The following is a 15,501-nucleotide window of genomic DNA, read 5'->3' as shown; positions in this document are numbered from 1 at the left end:
CCACCTGTGTGACCAATGGAAGATAACGGCCATTGGAACATAAAAGCGACATGCCCCGCCGTCAGCCGCACTCATCCGTCTTTTTCGGTGTGACGACGTCTGCCTGGCGTTTGATGTAGATTTCCAGCCCCGATTTTGCGTGCTTTCTGCAAACTGGCGCCATCCATTTGTCGTAATCGGTTCGCCCATCCTGCGACTTCATCGCGACGGCAAGGCTGGCATTCGCCCCGCATTCCATCGCGACGCATTTCTTGCGGCCGCTTTTGCTGACATTGCGGTAGTGCTGAAAATAGCTGGGACAGCCGCATTTCGGCTTCCCGGACAGCGATATCACTTTCATCCGAAAATAGTTCTGACGGTTCAGGCGATAAGTCGCTGTCTTACATTCTTCGCGCGCCTTGTCGTCGACAGCCCAACGGTCTTTGGCAATGAAGAAAGCCCCTTTGAACCTGGGGTTATTGTGCTTTTCGCACATTGGAACAATAAATGACTGCCCATAGGGCTTGGGGACAAAGTTCCCCTTCCGGTCTTTCCTGGTTTTGTCGATCTTAACAAACCGGACATGCGCCCCGTGCTTCCCCGGGGACGAACACCCCATGTAAGAACAGGACGGATTCGACTTATCGTTGCCGGTATAGATCTTCCAGTGGTTCAGCCAGGACCCACACCCGCATTTCGGTCTTTTCGAGGATCCCGCATGGTTCTGCACAGGATGCCGGTCACGAAGAACCTTTTGCGTCCCGCCAAGGCCAAAGCCGGTTTGTTCAGGCATAACAACCCACCCATCAATCACTCAAACAATGCCAATAGTGTAACAAAAAAACGAACTGTTTTGCAGCGTCTGCAAAACCCTTGCGCTGTCGCCATAGGCGGCATAAAGCGACCGCATGACCCAAGACACCCATGACCGCCTTCTGATCATCGACTTTGGCAGCCAGGTGACGCAGCTGATCGCACGTCGCTTGCGCGAACTGAATGTCTATTGCGAAATTCACCCCTATCAGAACGTCACGATGGACTTCGTGCGCAAGCTGGCACCACGCGCCGTGATCTTCTCGGGCGGCCCGGACAGCGTGACCCGAGACGGTTCACCGCGCGCACCGCAGGAAATATTTGACTACGGGGTTCCGATCCTTGGCATCTGCTACGGTCAGCAGGTGATGATGCACCAGTTGGGTGGCAAGGTCGAAAGCGGGCACGGCACGGCCGAGTTCGGTCGCGCCTTCGTAACCCCCAAAGGGCGGCTAGACATTCTGGATGGCTGGTTCACCGATGGTGACGAACAGGTCTGGATGAGCCACGGCGACCACGTTAGCGAAATTGCGCCCGGGTTCGAGGTTTTCGGCACATCGCCAAACGCGCCTTATGCGATCACTGCCGACGCAAATCGCCATTTCTACGCTGTTCAGTTCCACCCCGAGGTGCATCACACCCCGCGCGGCGCAAAACTCTACGAGAACTTTGTAAGGCTGGCCGGGTTCACCGGCGACTGGACCATGGGTGCCTATCGCGAGCAGATGATCCAGTCCATCCGCGACCAGGTTGGCGACAAGAAAGTCATTTGCGGGCTCTCCGGCGGTGTCGACAGCTCGGTCGCGGCGATCTTGATTCACGAGGCGATTGGCGATCAGTTGACCTGTGTTTTTGTCGATCACGGCCTATTGCGCAAGAACGAGGCCGACGAAGTGGTCGGCATGTTCCGAGACAATTACAATATCCAATTGATCCACGCGGATGAAAGCGAGCTGTTCCTGGGCGAGTTGGAAGGCCAAAGCGATCCAGAGACCAAACGCAAGATCATCGGCAAACTGTTCATCGACGTGTTCCAGAAACATGCGGACACAATAGATGGGGCCGAGTTTCTGGCCCAAGGCACGCTTTATCCGGATGTGATCGAATCCGTCTCGTTTTCAGGCGGGCCATCGGTGACGATCAAGTCGCACCACAATGTCGGCGGACTGCCCGAAAAAATGGGCCTGAAGCTGGTCGAGCCGCTACGGGAACTTTTCAAGGACGAAGTCCGCGCGCTGGGTCGCGAACTTGGGCTTCCCGCCAGCTTTATCGGCCGCCACCCATTCCCCGGCCCCGGCCTTGCAATCCGCTGCCCCGGCGAGATCACGCGCGAAAAGCTGGACATTCTGCGCGAAGCGGACGCGGTCTATATCGATCAGATTCGCAAACACGGTCTTTACGACGACATCTGGCAGGCATTTGTCGCGATTCTGCCCGTGCGAACCGTGGGCGTGATGGGTGATGGCCGAACCTATGACTATGCCTGCGCACTTCGTGCCGTAACGTCAGTAGACGGCATGACCGCCGATTATTACCCCTTCAGCCATGAATTCCTGGGTGAGACCGCAACCCGCATCATCAACGAGGTCAAAGGCATCAACAGATGTACCTATGACATCACCTCCAAGCCTCCGGGCACGATTGAGTGGGAATGATACAGGCCGGGCTTTTGCCCGGTCTTTTTTTCTTGATTTGTTTAAGAAATCTGTTCGAAAGCAGAATATTAATCGGCGATCCTTGCTGGGGAAAACATGAGCGACAAAGCGCAGATCGGTAAAGCGGCGCTGTGGATGACCGGGGCGATTGCGTCGTTTTCGGCCATGGCCGTTGCCGGGCGCGAGCTGAGCGTGACGCATGATACGTTCGAAATCATGTTTTTCCGAAGCCTGGTGGGCATTTGCGTGGTTGCGCTTGTTCTGACGCTGTCGGGAACCTGGCACCAGGTTTCGACCCAACGGTTGGGTTTGCATGGCATCAGAAATGTCATGCATTTCGCCGGACAAAACCTCTGGTTTTATGCTGTCGCCGTCTTGCCTCTGGCGCAGGTCTTTGCCTTGGAATTCACCCAGCCGATCTGGGTCATCCTGCTTTCACCGCTGCTGTTGAAAGAGCGTCTGACCTCGGTGCGCGTACTCTCGGCGCTGATTGGTTTTGCAGGGGTTCTGATCGTCACGCGCCCCGGTGCGGTACCATTGGGGGCCGGTATGTTCGCGGCCGCCGCGTCGGCCATTTTCTTCGCATTAACAACAATTACCACGAAATCTCTCACCCGGTTTGCCAGCACCGGTTGCATCCTGTTCTGGCTGACCGTCATGCAGGCCGGGCTTGGTCTCTTCGCCTCGGGTCTGGATGGTCAGATTACCTTTCCGACGTCAGCGACCGCACCCTATCTTCTGCTGGTCGGGCTGGCTGGTCTGCTGGCGCATTTCTGCATTACCAATGCGCTGGTAATTGCTCCGGCAACGGTTGTTGTCCCGTTCGACTTTGCGCGCCTTCCAACGATCGCAATCATTGGCATGCTGCTTTATCACGAGCCGCTGGATCACTGGACCCTGCTGGGCGCGTTCGTGATTTTCTCGGGGATCTTTCTAAACGTGCTGTCGGAAAAACGTAGCCAATCGGCAACACTCAGCCAAGACACGTCGCCGAGGTAACGTTCGGTCACAGGTTGACGATTAATTAAGGTTTAAGAAAGTAACAACCCGGTAACGAAGCCGGATGTACGCACAAAGCGTAACAAACAGGCGATCGGACAGTGAAAGGGAGAGGAAATGAAAAAAACGCTGTTACAAGCGTGCGCTGTGTGTGTCGGGGCAACCACGGTGCAAGCGGGTGGTCTTGATCGTAGTGGTCAGGGCGTCAACATCCTTTTTGAAGAAGGTTCGGTGGTGCAGTTCCGTCTGGGATACACCGATCCCGACGTAAGCGGATCCATGCAGGATCAGATACCGGTCAGCCCCACTTTTGGTGAGACGATCGATTCCGGCGATGTAACCAACGATTTCTGGACGCCCCACCTGGCGTACAAGACTGCGTTGACCGAAGAACTGGACTTCGCGCTTGTCTATGACCAGCCGTTCGGAGCAGACATCGCCTATGCCGCGAATTACCCGCTGTCTCAGAACGTTCTGGCGCTGCAGGGTCTGCCCGGCGCAACCACCGACGTTCTGCGCGCCAAGGCCGATACGGACGCAATCACCGCGTTGTTGCGCTACAAGTTCGATGGCGGCTTCAGCGTCATAGGCGGTGTCCGCGCTCAACGTCTGAAAGCCAGCGTTTCGGTTCCGATTGCAGGTGCCGGATCTACGCCGTTCCCGCAGGGCGGGTACCGGGTCGAAACCGATGCGGAAATCGACTTTGGCTATGTCGTTGGGGTTGCTTGGGAAAGACCCGACATCGCTGCCCGCGTGGCGCTAACTTACAACTCGAAGATCACTCATGATCTGTCGCAGTCCGAAGCCAATGACTCGCTGGCATTCACCCCGTTCCCGACAGTGACCCGCGCAAGCGCCGATTCCTCGACCGAGGTCGTGACCCCGCAGTCGGTCAACCTGGATTTCCAGACCGGTGTCGCGCCAAGAACGCTGCTGTTCGGATCGGTTCGCTGGGTCGATTGGCCGCAAACCGTTTACGCGCCGCCGGTCTACACCGGCCTGACCGGCATCAACCTTGTGGACTATGAAGAGGCCACCTGGACCTACTCGCTTGGCCTTGGCTATCAATTCACCGAAGAGTTCTCGGGCGCCGTGACCTTTGGGTATGAATCGTCGCAAGGCAATTCGGTTTCGAACCTCGGCCCGACCGACGGTTTCTGGAGCATTGGCCTGGGCGGCACCTATTCGCTTGAGAAGGCGAAAATCTCGGGCGGTATCCGCTATACCGATATCGGTGATGCCACCGCAAACGGAACCGGACCGGACAACCGCGCCACGTTCGAAGGCAACAGCGCATGGAGCGTCGGACTTCAGATCACCTACGCTCTGGACTGATCGCCCGCACGAATGCGATTTTGAGAACCCCGCCAACCGGCGGGGTTTTTCGCATGAAACGGGTCGCTCTGCGCAATGCGGCATGACATGAAAACCTCATGACGACGCAAAAAACACTAACACCTCGCGCCTGGGCCGAGCTGACCCTGTTGGGCGTAATCTGGGGCGCCTCTTTCCTGTCCATCCGTATCGCGCTGGACACGATCCCGTTCATGACCTCGGTACTGCATCGCGTGTTCTGGGCCACGCTGGTTCTGTGGGTCTATATATTTGCCAAACGGCTGCCGATCCCCCGCGACCCGCGCGTCTGGGGGGCATTTCTTGTCATGGGGCTTTTGAACAATGTCCTGCCGTTTTCGCTGATGGCCTGGGGGCAGCTCTATGTGGAAACGGGTCTGACCTCGATCTTGAATGCTGCAACTGCCGTGTTCGGAGTTCTGATCGCCGCGCTGTTTTTTCAGGACGAACGCCTCAACCCGATGCGTCTTTTGGGCATATGTCTTGGGTTTCTAGGGGTGGCGATCGCCATTGGCCTGAGAAACTTCACCGCCCTGAATCCGGGCAGCCTGGGTCAGCTGGCGATCCTCTCGGGCACCCTGTGCTACGCCTTTGCCGCCGTTTGGGCCCGTCTCTACCTTGGGGACCTGCCACCGCAAATTGCAGCCGCCGGTATGCTGACGGCCTCGACCATCGTTATGCTACCGTTGACGCTGTCGGTGGATGGCGTCCCCGATCTGGTGCTGCCTTGGCAAACCTGGGCGGCGATTGCCTACTATGCGATCATCGCAACCGCGGGGGCCTATCTGCTGTATTACCGCGTGCTTGCCCTGGCGGGCAGCGGCAACCTCATGCTGGTCACGCTGATTATACCTCCGGTTGCCATCCTTTTGGGCAGTGTTGTGCGCGACGAATCCCTGCCGCCAAGCGCCTTTGCCGGGTTCGCCGTCCTTGCCATCGGGCTGATCATCCTCAACCGCGCCACCAGACGCGATTGACGCCGGGTTCGGCCCGTTTTAGCTAGGGCAAAACAAGGGACGGCGAGACATGATCTATTCCTCGGCAAAGGACTGGCGCGACGCGGCGCGCAAGAAGGTGCTGTTTTTCGGCATGTCCGGTCTGGGCAAGACCTATGTTTCCAACATCCTGCGCGATGCCGGAGACTGGTTTCACTATTCCATCGATTACCGCATCGGCACCCGCTATATGGGTGAATACATCACTGACAACGCCAAGACCGAGGCGATGAAAGTGCCGTTTCTGCGCGATCTTCTTTTGTCGGATTCGATCTATATCGGCTCGAACATCTCGTTCAACAACCTCACGCCGGTCTCGACCTATCTGGGCAAGCCCGGCAATCCCGATCAGGGCGGGCTGGAGATCGCCGAGTATCGACGGCGGCAGGAACAGTTCCGGCTTGCCGAAATACATGCGTTACTGGACACCAAATACTTCATCGACCGCGCCGAGCGCCTGTACCAATACCCGAACTTTATCTGCGACACTGGCGGGTCGATCTGCGAATGGGTGGACCCGAACGATCCCAACGACCAGATTTTGACCGAATTGTCCCGCCATACACTGATGATCTGGATCGAAGGCGACGAGGCGCATACTGCCGAGTTGATCCGCCGGTTCGACAAAGCCCCCAAACCGATGTCCTATCAGGCCGAGTTTCTTGAGCGGGTCTGGGCCGACTATCTACAACAGCATGGCTTCGCCAGCGCCGAGGTAAACCCGGACGACTTTATTCGCTGGACCTATGCCCGTGCCCTTGCCCATCGCAAACCCAGATATGAAGCGATGGCTGCGAATTGGGGCCTGACCGTTTCGGCGGATGACATCAGCAATGTCCGCGATTCCGTCGATTTCGATGACGTGATCGAACGTGCCCTTGAGAACCGCGCCAGCCGGGCCTAAGTTCCAGAATTCCGCAACACCTTCATCAGCGTGACCCTATGCCTATCAAGATCCCCTCTGACCTGCCTGCCTTTAACGTCCTGAGCCGCGAGGGTGTTATGGTCATGGCCGAGGATCACGCGGCCCGTCAGGACATCCGCCCCTTGCGGATCGGTCTGTTGAACCTGATGCCCAAAAAGATACAGACCGAGAACCAGTTCGCTCGCCTGATCGGTGCAACGCCGTTGCAAATCGAGCTGTCGCTGATCCGCATGACCGAGCATCAGACCAAGAACACCGCCGCCGCGCATATGGCCGAGTTTTATCGCCCGTTTCAGGAGGTGAAGGACGAAAAGTTCGACGGTCTCATCATCACCGGTGCCCCTATCGAACATCTGGATTTCGCGGATGTGACCTATTGGGAAGAGATCCGTGAAGTGTTCGAATGGACCCAGACCAACGTGCATTCGACCTTTGGCGTGTGCTGGGGTGGAATGGCGATGATCAACCACTTTCACGACGTCAAAAAGCATATGTTGGATGCCAAAGCCTTTGGCTGTTTCCGACACCGCAACCTTGCTCCTGCGTCACCGTTTTTGCGCGGTTTCTCTGATGATTGCGTAATTCCTGTCAGCCGCTGGACCGAAATGAAACAGGCCGAGATTGACGCAACCGACGGCCTGAATACGCTGCTGGGCAGTGATGAGGTTGGCCCCTGTCTGATCGAAGATCAGGCGCACCGGGCGCTCTATATCTTCAACCACTTTGAATATGACAGCGATACGTTAAAACAGGAATATGATCGCGACATTGCCAATGGCACGCCGATCAATGTGCCGATGAACTACTACCCGGATGACGATCCCTCGCAGATGCCGCAGAACCGCTGGCGTAGCCATGGGCATCTGCTCTATGGCAACTGGATCAGCGAGATCTATGAAACGACGCCGTTCGACATAGACCGCATCGGCGTAGACATGACCGATCTGAGAGCCTGAGTCGCGATGGTGCGTTTCGGCCTCATCCTTCTGATTGTTCTCGCGATAATCTGGATCGCTGCATCATGGCGCGCTGCCAGGACAGAAACCCGGACCGAAGCCGCATTCCCGCCCGACGGCCAGCTTTTGGATATCGATGGTATCGCGGTTCATGCGGTTGTGATGGGCGAAGGACCGGATGTTGTGCTGATCCACGGCTCTAGCGGCAATACTCGCGACATGACTTTTGCGCTGGCACCGATACTGGCCAAAACCTACCGCGTCATCGTCTTTGATCGTCCCGGTCTGGGCTATTCTGAGAGCTTTAACCCGGACGGAGAAACGATTGTTGAACAAGCAGAAATCCTGCAAGCGGCGGCGGCGAAACTTGGCGCGGACAAGCCTATTGTCGCGGGTCAAAGCTATGGCGGTTCGGTTGCGCTTGCTTGGGCTGTGACCCGTCCTGAGGATCTGTCAGGCCTCGTTCTGATAGCGCCTGCTGCGATCCCATGGGAGACACCATTGGATGCGTTCAACACCATCGCCGCCACGGGTGCTGGCAACGCCCTCGCCCTGCCTCTGATCTCGGCCTTTGTGCCGGATTGGTTTGTTGATAAGACACTTGATGCGGTGTTTGCACCTCAGAAAACGCCAGAAGGGTATGCAGAGCATTTCGGTCCCGGCCTGACCCAAAGGCGCGCGTCCATGCATGCTAATGCCAAACAACGCGCAAACCTGTTGGCCGAGGTCACCGAGCTTCAGCCGCGATATGGGGAAATCTCGGTCCCTACGGAAATCGTCCACGGCACTGCGGACACAACCGTGGGCGTGGACTGGCATTCGCAACCGCTGACCGAACAGATCCCGGGCGCTGAACTGATCGAATTGGACGGCATCGGCCATATGCCGCAGGTCGTCGCAGCGCCCGGGGTTGCCGCAGCAATTGACCGCGCGGCACAACGCGCAGGTTTGCGTTAAACCTGTCTGTAATCCATAGTAAGTTACGGATTTTATTGCGAGGCCGCCCATGACCCGTTCTCAAACTGGCGCGATCGAAAGCTACTTTCGCAACGACGCCCCCAAATCTGTTCGCACAGCGATCGAGGACGCAAAGAAAGGCGATATCGTCAACCCGACCTACCCCTACCCGGAAAAGATGAAATCCAAGGATTATGCCGCGCAAATGGAAGCGTTGCAGATCGAACTGGTCAAAATGCAATCGTGGATCAAAAAAACCGGTCGACGGGTGGCGATCGTATTCGAAGGCCGCGACGCTGCTGGTAAGGGCGGAACGATCAAACGATTTCGCGAGAACCTGAATCCACGCGGGGCGCGCAACGTCGCGCTCAGCAAACCATCAGATGCGGAACGCAGCCAATGGTACTTTCAGCGCTACGTTCAACATTTGCCATCTGCCGGAGAAATCGTGTTTTTCGACCGCAGCTGGTACAATCGCGGGGTCGTAGAAAACGTTTTTGGGTTTTGCACGCCCGATGAACGCGAACGGTTCTTCCGTCAGGTGCTGCCACTTGAGACCGGGCTGGTGAATGATGGTATCGAACTGTTCAAATTCTGGCTGAATGTCGGTCGCGCCGAGCAGTTGAACCGCTTTCTAGCGCGCGAGAGCGATCCCTTGAAACAGTGGAAACTCAGCCCGATCGACATTGCCGGTCTGGAAAAGTGGGATGAGTATTCGCAATCCATATCCGAGACGCTGACCCGCACCCACACGGAACATTGCCCCTGGACGATCGTACGCTCGGACGACAAGAAACGCGCGCGGCTTGCCGCCATTCGGACCGTTCTGACCCGGCTCGACTATGACGAGAAGGACGAAAAGGCCCTGGGCGCCCCGGATCCTGCAATTTGCGGTGGCCCGGATATCTGGGAGTCATAGGGTATTGATGCCTCACCACTTTTCTCAAATTGGACGCGCCCCCATCTTTGGTCTATCTGTTGGCCTCTAGCAAAAGGTAGCTAACGCCGGAATGTCAAAGCGCGGGTATCACCACGGAAATCTGAAGCAGGCTCTGATCGAAGCCGCGCTTTCCCTGATCGAAGAGAAAGGCCCGACCGGGTTCACATTGTCCGAGGCCGCAAAGACCGCCGGGGTCACCCCTGCGGCGGTATACCGACACTACCACGGGCGCGAAGACCTGATCGCCGAAGCCGCGCGGCAAGGGTTCGAGATGTTCGCCGACCTGATGCAATTCGCACATAACAAGGGGCAACCCTCTGCGCTCGCCGCGTTCGAGGCAACCGGGCGGGCCTATCTGGCATTTGCCCGCAAGCATCCCGGACATTACATCGCGATGTTCGAAAGCGGCATTTCGTTGAACCGCACTCCTGAACTGGCAATGGCGGCCAACCGGGCGAAGGAAGTGCTGGAGAAAGCTGCCGCCGACCTGTCGCGCCACATTCCCCCGGAAAAGCGGCCCCCAGCTTCGATGTTCAGCGCCCATATCTGGGCGATGAGTCACGGGGTGGTCGAGCTTTACGCCCGCAACACCGGGGCCACATCCCCATTTCCGCCCGAAGATCTGCTGGAATCCGGAATCGGAATCTACCTGCGCGGATTAGGACTGGTCGCACCGGACGAGTGATCTGGCCTAGAACACCCGGCTGGGCTTCGGCGTGGTCAGGCGTGAGGTGACGTTGATCAACTCCATCTGCCCCATCCCCTTGATATCAACTGCGCCCAGATCAGTGATCTGAAACTCATCGATCAGGGCGTATTTCATCTCTTCCGGTGCCACAATTTTCATCGGATTCGCAAAGACTTGCAAACGTGAAGCAATGTTGACCGCGGGTCCGAAGACGTCATAGACGTATTTCTGAATACCGACGACCGACCCAACTGCGGCCCCCATGCCCAGCCCAATCCGAGCCTGCCACTTATGCGGATGGCTTTCGTTTCGTCGTTCCAGGTATCGCAGGAATCTGACAGCGCAATGGGCCACGGCGGTGGCGTGATCCGGCGTTGCGTCCGGCATGCCCGAAACAGCCAGATAGGCGTCCCCGATGGTCTTGATCCGCTCGCACCCGAACTGCTCAACGATCCGGTCGAAGGCTGTGAAGATGTCGTTCAATTCGCTCAACGTGACCGTCGGATCGGTCTTGGCGGCAAAATCGGTGAAACCAACAAAATCCAGCATCACGACCGAGACCTGATCGAACAGTTGGGGCGTGACAACCCCGAAGGTTTTGAACTCTTCGTACACAGCGCGCGGCATTAGGTTCAGCAGCAATCGCTCAACCCGCTCTTTTTCGCGCTCCAGCTCACGCGTGTTCCGTTCAACCATGGTCGAGTAGCTGTCGATCATGCTTTCAAGTTCGCGGATGCGGGTGATATTCTGGCATTCCACCACCAGCACCTGTTCCTCGAGCCCATTGGCCAATGAGACCGATGTGGCAAAAATCAGTGTCCGGCGCTTGGGTTTGATCTGCAATTCAACGGAATAGCGCAGACCGGACTGCTTGACGTCATCCAGTTCCTTGGCATCCAGATCCGGCAGCAGGTCCAGCAGGGTTTGCCCTTCGGTCGGGGTACCGAACCAATCGGCAAATGGTCCATTGTGAAACACAAATGTCAGATCGGACGCGCGTAGCACCGCGACCCCTACTCCGATTGCGCGCAGAAGGTGTTCGTTGATGGCCAGAATGCTCATGCGGCGTCCCGCGCGACGATGATGGACCGTTTCGACTCGATGGCTGCAAGGGCAATGTCGATATCTCCTTCGGACATCCCGTGCATTTCCAGAGCTTCGCTGAACAATGCCGCCATCTCGTCAAAATGCGCGTGCGAAATATTGAGGTGTCGATGCACCGCCTCGATCCGGTCATCGCTGAACGACGCCGGACCACCCACCAGAGAGGACACGAACTTGGTCTGGTGGTCGATCAATCGGGGCAGATCAATGTCTTCGAAATGAAAACCGATCTCATCGGAATCCAGTGCCATTTCGTAGAAGGTCATCACAATACGGCTGATGGTTTTGAACCCGCCGTATTTCTCATAGATCGTCTGACTCACAACTCTAACCGGCTCGTAATTTGCAATAACACTGCAAGGTTATATCAAAATGACAGTTTTGTTAACGGTTTTGAGCCAACCTGTGTTTGCGCGTCGTCGCGGCGCTGGTTTTCACCAGCCACGACGTCCGAAAAGCGAATGAATGCGACCTTGTTCGGTGAATGGTTCGGCCGGACTTGGGCGCGACAGGTGCGCCACCACACGGTTCACCAGCAACCAGGCGACTATCGCAAAGATGACACCCCCGAATGCCTGCCCCAGCAGGACCCCCTGGGCCCCGGCAAGATGAGAACCAATCACGACGAACACCCAGGTTCCGACGGTATGCCGCCCCCAATTGATCCAGGTCGAATAGACCGGGTGGCCCAGATTATTGAAACTGGCATTGGTGACGAAAATCACGCCGTTGAAGAATGAGGCCAGCGCCAGCGGGCCACAGAAAAGATAGATCAGGGTCCGCGTCTCGCCTTGCGCGTCAAACAGGTCCGCGATCGGTACTCGCAGCAGAAACAAGACCGCGGCCATAATCAGCACATAGGTGCCTGTGAACTTGATCCCGGCCAAGAACGCAGATCGGACCCTGTCGTATCGTCCGGCGCCAAAATTCTGACCAATGATCGGTCCGATTGCGCCGGACAGCGCAAAAATGACCGAAAAAGCAACCGGAAGCAGGCGCCCGATCACCGCCATGCCTGCTACCGCGTCGGTGCCGTATTCGGCAATCTCGCGCACGACGATGGCATTGCCGATTGGCGTGGCTACATTCGTCAGAATCGCAGGGATCGCGATTGTTTTCACCGCCCGGAAATCCTGCGCGACCTGCCTTACGGACGGGCGCGCGAACCCACGATGCACGCGCAACGCCGGTATTAACGCCGCCGCCAGCATCGTAACCCGCGCCAGGACCGAGGCAATGGCGGCCCCATCCAACCCAAGCCCGACAGCAAAGATCAGGATCGGATCCAGCACCGCATTGACCACACCGCCGTAGATCGTGGCCATCATCGATCGGCGCGCGTCGCCATGCGCCCGCAGCACCGCCATCGCCGTCATCGCCGCTGACATGACCCACATGGTTGGCAAAATGATCGAAACATACCGGACCGCCAGCCGCAGAACCTCTTGCTGCGCGCCCAACAGAGACAAAAGGAACTCGACGTTAAAAAGAACAAGCAACGACACCAGAATGCCGATGCTGATCCCAAGAACGCCCACGCTCGAAGCATATTTCCGCGCCTCGTCCGACCGTCCTGCGCCAAGCGCACGCGCGACGAGGGCACCCGCTGCAATGGACAGGCCGATATTCACGGCGTTGGTAAAGAACAGCAACGTTCCCGCATACCCGACGGCTGCGGCCAGGGCATCATTGCCCAACATCGATATGAAAACCATATCGACGAAATCGACGGCGAAGATGGCCATCAAGCCAATGCTGGTGGTCAGTGACATGCGCACCACATGCCGCATCAGACTACCCGTCAGAAATACTGCGGTGCTGTTGGACTGATCCGCCATTCGATGATGATTCCCCGTGCCCCAACGTCGAACCACCCTGCACGTTTAGACGCCGATGCGGCAAGGGTGGATCACATGCGGTTTTTGAGGGCAGGAAAACGGTCACGCATCTGAATCAACTCGAACCGGCCAAAGCCTGGTCCTCATATTTTCAGGCGTCACTCTCTTCTGCAGCCATTTTGACACTTGGATGAGCCTCAACGTCCTTAAGCATCTTCAGGATCTCAGCCCTCCAGCCTGCCTTGATCTTTAGGGCCAATTGGGACGGTGGCCGATGTTCCGGCTCGAGTATCGCATATTCATACCTGAGAGGGTCTTCGAAAGGCAGGAACACCACCTTGCCCGCCGACAACTTCAGTTCACGCTCGGTCGCAACCGTCAAAGGGTCCACGATCGTGCAACACTGGCCGGAACTTACGAAAGGGATGAGAGGCAGAAAGTACTGACAGGTTACTGTCGAATTGTAGCTGGCGGCTACGTCCTGAAATTTACTTCGGATCTTGTGCTGGAACGGGTGCGTCTCGTGCAGACCGCCCATCGGAACCCCGTCGAGATCAGAGATCGAGATGCTTTCACGCGAGGCAAACGGGCTTTCCCGGTCAATCGCACAGAAACAGTCGGCCTGAATCACCTCGACAGAGTATTGAGATTCCTTGCCAACCGAAAAGTCAAAATCAGCAAACCCAAAATCGATATTCTGCGTCCCCGCCAGTTCCATGATCTGTGGTGAACTGCGCGTCGACAAGGTTATGCGGATATCCGGGCTCTCTCCGACCGACCGGCTGATGAAGCGTGGGAACAGAAAGGCCGAGGGCCCCGGCATTGTTGCAATGTTCAGGCTGCCCGAGTGCCCTTTGATCAACCCCTCCATGGTGTTGGAAATCGTTGCAAGGCGGTCCAGAATACCTGTCGTTTCAGCCAACAGGTAATGTGCCTCGGGCACCGGAACCAGACGCCTGCCTTTTCTCTCGAACAAAGTCAGGCCAAGGGTTCTTTCAAGGTTTTTCAATGCCAGACTGATTGCTGGCTGGGTACGGTTCAGCTTTCGGGCCGTCTGCGAGATCGAGCCGGTTTCCATCACCTCGCGAAAGACTGTGAGCTGCGTTAGGTTCATCCCCAACCTATAAGCCGAACTTTAGTTTTGTGAAATATAACAAATTTGTTTTTATGAAATTTGTCTTTACGCTTTTGGGATCGAGGTTCGGTCAAACCGAATCCCACGAACCAACAACGGAGACGACGATGAAACTAGTGAAATGCCTGACTGGTCTGGCTTTGGCTGGCGCGCTGGCCGCCCCGGCGCTGGCGCAGGATCCGACCTTTTTCCGCATCGGCACCGGTGGTGCTGGTGGAACCTATTTCCCCATTGGCGGCACCATTGCAAACGGTATCTCGGCCCCTCCGGGTTCGCGCCCCTGTGAAGAAGGTGGCCAATGCGGTGTTCCGGGTCTGATTGCGATTGCGCAATCCACCACCGCATCGGTATTCAACAACGCCGCAGTACAAAATGGAGAGCTTGAGGCCGGTCTCGCCGCAGCCGACGTGACCCGCTCGATGTACCTTGGTGAGGGCAAATTCGACGGCAAGCCTCACCCCAACCTGCGCATCGTCGCGAACCTGTTCCCCGAAGATCTGCATCTGGTTCTGCCCGCTGGTCAGACCATCAACGATCTAAGCGATCTGGAAGGCAAGCGTGTCGGTATCGCGCAGGCCGGTTCGGGCACACAGGTTGCCGTGTTGCAGATGCTGGACGCCTGGGGCGTCAACCGCGACAACATGGACGAGGCCGAACTGAACAACAGCCAGAGCGCCGAACGTCTGGCCGACGGTCAGCTTGACGCCTATTTCTACGCAGCTGGCTGGCCGGTTGCCGCGATGGTTCAGCTGTCGTCTACCAAGGGCATGAACCTACATTCTTTCACCGACGAAGATATGGCGAAGATCAACGAGATCATCCCGGCCTATATCCCCTCGACCATTCCGGGCGGCGTCTATGAAGGCATCGACGGTGAAACCAAGACCCCCGCGGTCAGTGCGATGCTGGTTGTCTCGTCAGAACTGTCCGATGATCTGGTATATGGTCTGACCAAGGCACTGTGGAACGACAATACACGCAAGCTGCTGGACAATGGCCACGCCAAAGGCAAGCAGATTACGGCTGAAACGGCCTTGGACGGCGTTGAGGCTTTGGGTGTCCCGCTGCATCCGGGTGCCGAAAAGTTCTATAAAGAAGCTGGCCTTCTTCAGTAACCGCTACTGACAGAACCGTATCGCCGGTGCCCCCTGTTCCGGGGCACCG

Annotated in this window: 15 protein-coding genes; 10 read left to right on the top strand and 5 right to left on the bottom strand. The window is 57.0% G+C overall.

Annotated features, from left to right (window positions below; genetic code table 11):
• Positions 1-61: 61 nt before the first annotated feature.
• Positions 62-772 carry a hypothetical protein gene (locus ACR0JA_RS02070; RefSeq protein ID WP_480569289.1) on the bottom strand — a complete coding sequence of 237 codons (711 nt, stop codon included), beginning with the start codon at positions 770-772 and terminating at the stop codon, positions 62-64.
• A 115-nt stretch (positions 773-887) separates the two neighbouring features.
• Between ACR0JA_RS02070 and guaA the strand changes: the two genes are divergently transcribed.
• The 9 genes from guaA (at position 888) to ACR0JA_RS02025 (ending at position 10,257) form a co-directional block, all read left to right on the top strand.
• Positions 888-2,447, top strand: coding sequence for a glutamine-hydrolyzing GMP synthase (gene guaA, locus ACR0JA_RS02065; protein WP_480569286.1), 1,560 nt, complete (start codon positions 888-890; stop codon positions 2,445-2,447).
• A 96-nt stretch (positions 2,448-2,543) separates the two neighbouring features.
• On the top strand, positions 2,544-3,446 hold the full coding sequence (locus ACR0JA_RS02060) for a DMT family transporter (protein ID WP_480569283.1): 903 nt from the start codon (positions 2,544-2,546) through the stop codon (positions 3,444-3,446).
• A 117-nt stretch (positions 3,447-3,563) separates the two neighbouring features.
• Entirely contained in the window at positions 3,564-4,781 is a 1,218-nt protein-coding gene (locus ACR0JA_RS02055; RefSeq protein WP_480569280.1) for an OmpP1/FadL family transporter, read from the top strand.
• Positions 4,782-4,879: 98 nt separating this feature from the next.
• Positions 4,880-5,776 (top strand): DMT family transporter, encoded by an 897-nt coding sequence (locus tag ACR0JA_RS02050; protein WP_480569277.1) that lies wholly within the window; start codon positions 4,880-4,882, stop codon positions 5,774-5,776.
• 49 nt (positions 5,777-5,825) lie between these two features.
• Positions 5,826-6,698, top strand: a complete 873-nt coding sequence (locus ACR0JA_RS02045) for an ATPase (protein WP_480569275.1) — start codon at positions 5,826-5,828, stop codon at positions 6,696-6,698.
• Between the two features lie 38 nt (positions 6,699-6,736).
• On the top strand, positions 6,737-7,675 hold the full coding sequence (metA, locus tag ACR0JA_RS02040; protein ID WP_480569272.1) for a homoserine O-acetyltransferase MetA: 939 nt from the start codon (positions 6,737-6,739) through the stop codon (positions 7,673-7,675).
• Positions 7,676-7,681: 6 nt separating this feature from the next.
• The gene (locus tag ACR0JA_RS02035; RefSeq protein WP_480569269.1) at positions 7,682-8,632 is read left to right on the top strand and encodes an alpha/beta fold hydrolase; all 951 of its coding nucleotides are present in this window, start codon (positions 7,682-7,684) and stop codon (positions 8,630-8,632) included.
• A 49-nt stretch (positions 8,633-8,681) separates the two neighbouring features.
• Complete coding sequence (ppk2, locus tag ACR0JA_RS02030; RefSeq protein WP_480569266.1) at positions 8,682-9,551, top strand: polyphosphate kinase 2; 870 nt, start codon at positions 8,682-8,684, stop codon at positions 9,549-9,551.
• A 91-nt stretch (positions 9,552-9,642) separates the two neighbouring features.
• A complete protein-coding gene (locus tag ACR0JA_RS02025) occupies positions 9,643-10,257 on the top strand; it encodes a TetR/AcrR family transcriptional regulator (RefSeq protein WP_480569264.1) in 615 nt (204 codons plus the stop codon).
• Positions 10,258-10,263: 6 nt separating this feature from the next.
• Here ACR0JA_RS02025 and ACR0JA_RS02020 read toward each other — a convergent pair whose 3' ends face one another.
• The 4 genes from ACR0JA_RS02020 to ACR0JA_RS02005 all read right to left on the bottom strand — a co-directional run bounded on the left by ACR0JA_RS02020 (position 10,264) and on the right by ACR0JA_RS02005 (position 14,316).
• Positions 10,264-11,322 carry an adenylate/guanylate cyclase domain-containing protein gene (locus ACR0JA_RS02020; protein WP_480569261.1) on the bottom strand — a complete coding sequence of 353 codons (1,059 nt, stop codon included), beginning with the start codon at positions 11,320-11,322 and terminating at the stop codon, positions 10,264-10,266.
• The gene (locus tag ACR0JA_RS02015) at positions 11,319-11,687 is read right to left on the bottom strand and encodes a group I truncated hemoglobin (RefSeq protein WP_480569258.1); all 369 of its coding nucleotides are present in this window, start codon (positions 11,685-11,687) and stop codon (positions 11,319-11,321) included. The genes ACR0JA_RS02020 and ACR0JA_RS02015 overlap by 4 nt, the downstream gene beginning before the upstream one ends.
• A gap of 111 nt (positions 11,688-11,798) precedes the next feature.
• The gene (locus ACR0JA_RS02010) at positions 11,799-13,202 is read right to left on the bottom strand and encodes an MATE family efflux transporter (RefSeq protein ID WP_480569255.1); all 1,404 of its coding nucleotides are present in this window, start codon (positions 13,200-13,202) and stop codon (positions 11,799-11,801) included.
• A 151-nt stretch (positions 13,203-13,353) separates the two neighbouring features.
• A complete protein-coding gene (locus tag ACR0JA_RS02005) occupies positions 13,354-14,316 on the bottom strand; it encodes a LysR family transcriptional regulator (RefSeq protein WP_480569252.1) in 963 nt (320 codons plus the stop codon).
• A gap of 128 nt (positions 14,317-14,444) precedes the next feature.
• Here ACR0JA_RS02005 and ACR0JA_RS02000 point away from each other — a divergent pair, with 128 nt between their 5' ends.
• Positions 14,445-15,452: a TAXI family TRAP transporter solute-binding subunit gene (locus ACR0JA_RS02000; RefSeq protein ID WP_480569249.1), complete on the top strand. Its 1,008-nt coding sequence runs from the start codon at positions 14,445-14,447 to the stop codon at positions 15,450-15,452.
• Positions 15,453-15,501: the final 49 nt, after the last annotated feature.

The organism is Ruegeria sp. AM4, assembly GCF_056540665.1.
This window is presented reverse-complemented; position numbering and strand designations above follow the sequence as displayed.

Coding starts and splice junctions, on each gene's coding strand:
- ACR0JA_RS02070 (WP_480569289.1), bottom strand. CDS start 772: ATGCCTGAACAAACCGGCTTTGGCCTTGGCGGGACGCAAAAGGTTCTT.
- ACR0JA_RS02020 (WP_480569261.1), bottom strand. CDS start 11,322: ATGAGCATTCTGGCCATCAACGAACACCTTCTGCGCGCAATCGGAGTA.
- ppk2 (WP_480569266.1), top strand. CDS start 8,682: ATGACCCGTTCTCAAACTGGCGCGATCGAAAGCTACTTTCGCAACGAC.
- guaA (WP_480569286.1), top strand. CDS start 888: ATGACCCAAGACACCCATGACCGCCTTCTGATCATCGACTTTGGCAGC.
- ACR0JA_RS02055 (WP_480569280.1), top strand. CDS start 3,564: ATGAAAAAAACGCTGTTACAAGCGTGCGCTGTGTGTGTCGGGGCAACC.
- ACR0JA_RS02025 (WP_480569264.1), top strand. CDS start 9,643: ATGTCAAAGCGCGGGTATCACCACGGAAATCTGAAGCAGGCTCTGATC.
- ACR0JA_RS02010 (WP_480569255.1), bottom strand. CDS start 13,202: ATGGCGGATCAGTCCAACAGCACCGCAGTATTTCTGACGGGTAGTCTG.
- ACR0JA_RS02060 (WP_480569283.1), top strand. CDS start 2,544: ATGAGCGACAAAGCGCAGATCGGTAAAGCGGCGCTGTGGATGACCGGG.
- ACR0JA_RS02005 (WP_480569252.1), bottom strand. CDS start 14,316: ATGAACCTAACGCAGCTCACAGTCTTTCGCGAGGTGATGGAAACCGGC.
- ACR0JA_RS02050 (WP_480569277.1), top strand. CDS start 4,880: ATGACGACGCAAAAAACACTAACACCTCGCGCCTGGGCCGAGCTGACC.
- ACR0JA_RS02035 (WP_480569269.1), top strand. CDS start 7,682: ATGGTGCGTTTCGGCCTCATCCTTCTGATTGTTCTCGCGATAATCTGG.
- ACR0JA_RS02000 (WP_480569249.1), top strand. CDS start 14,445: ATGAAACTAGTGAAATGCCTGACTGGTCTGGCTTTGGCTGGCGCGCTG.
- metA (WP_480569272.1), top strand. CDS start 6,737: ATGCCTATCAAGATCCCCTCTGACCTGCCTGCCTTTAACGTCCTGAGC.
- ACR0JA_RS02045 (WP_480569275.1), top strand. CDS start 5,826: ATGATCTATTCCTCGGCAAAGGACTGGCGCGACGCGGCGCGCAAGAAG.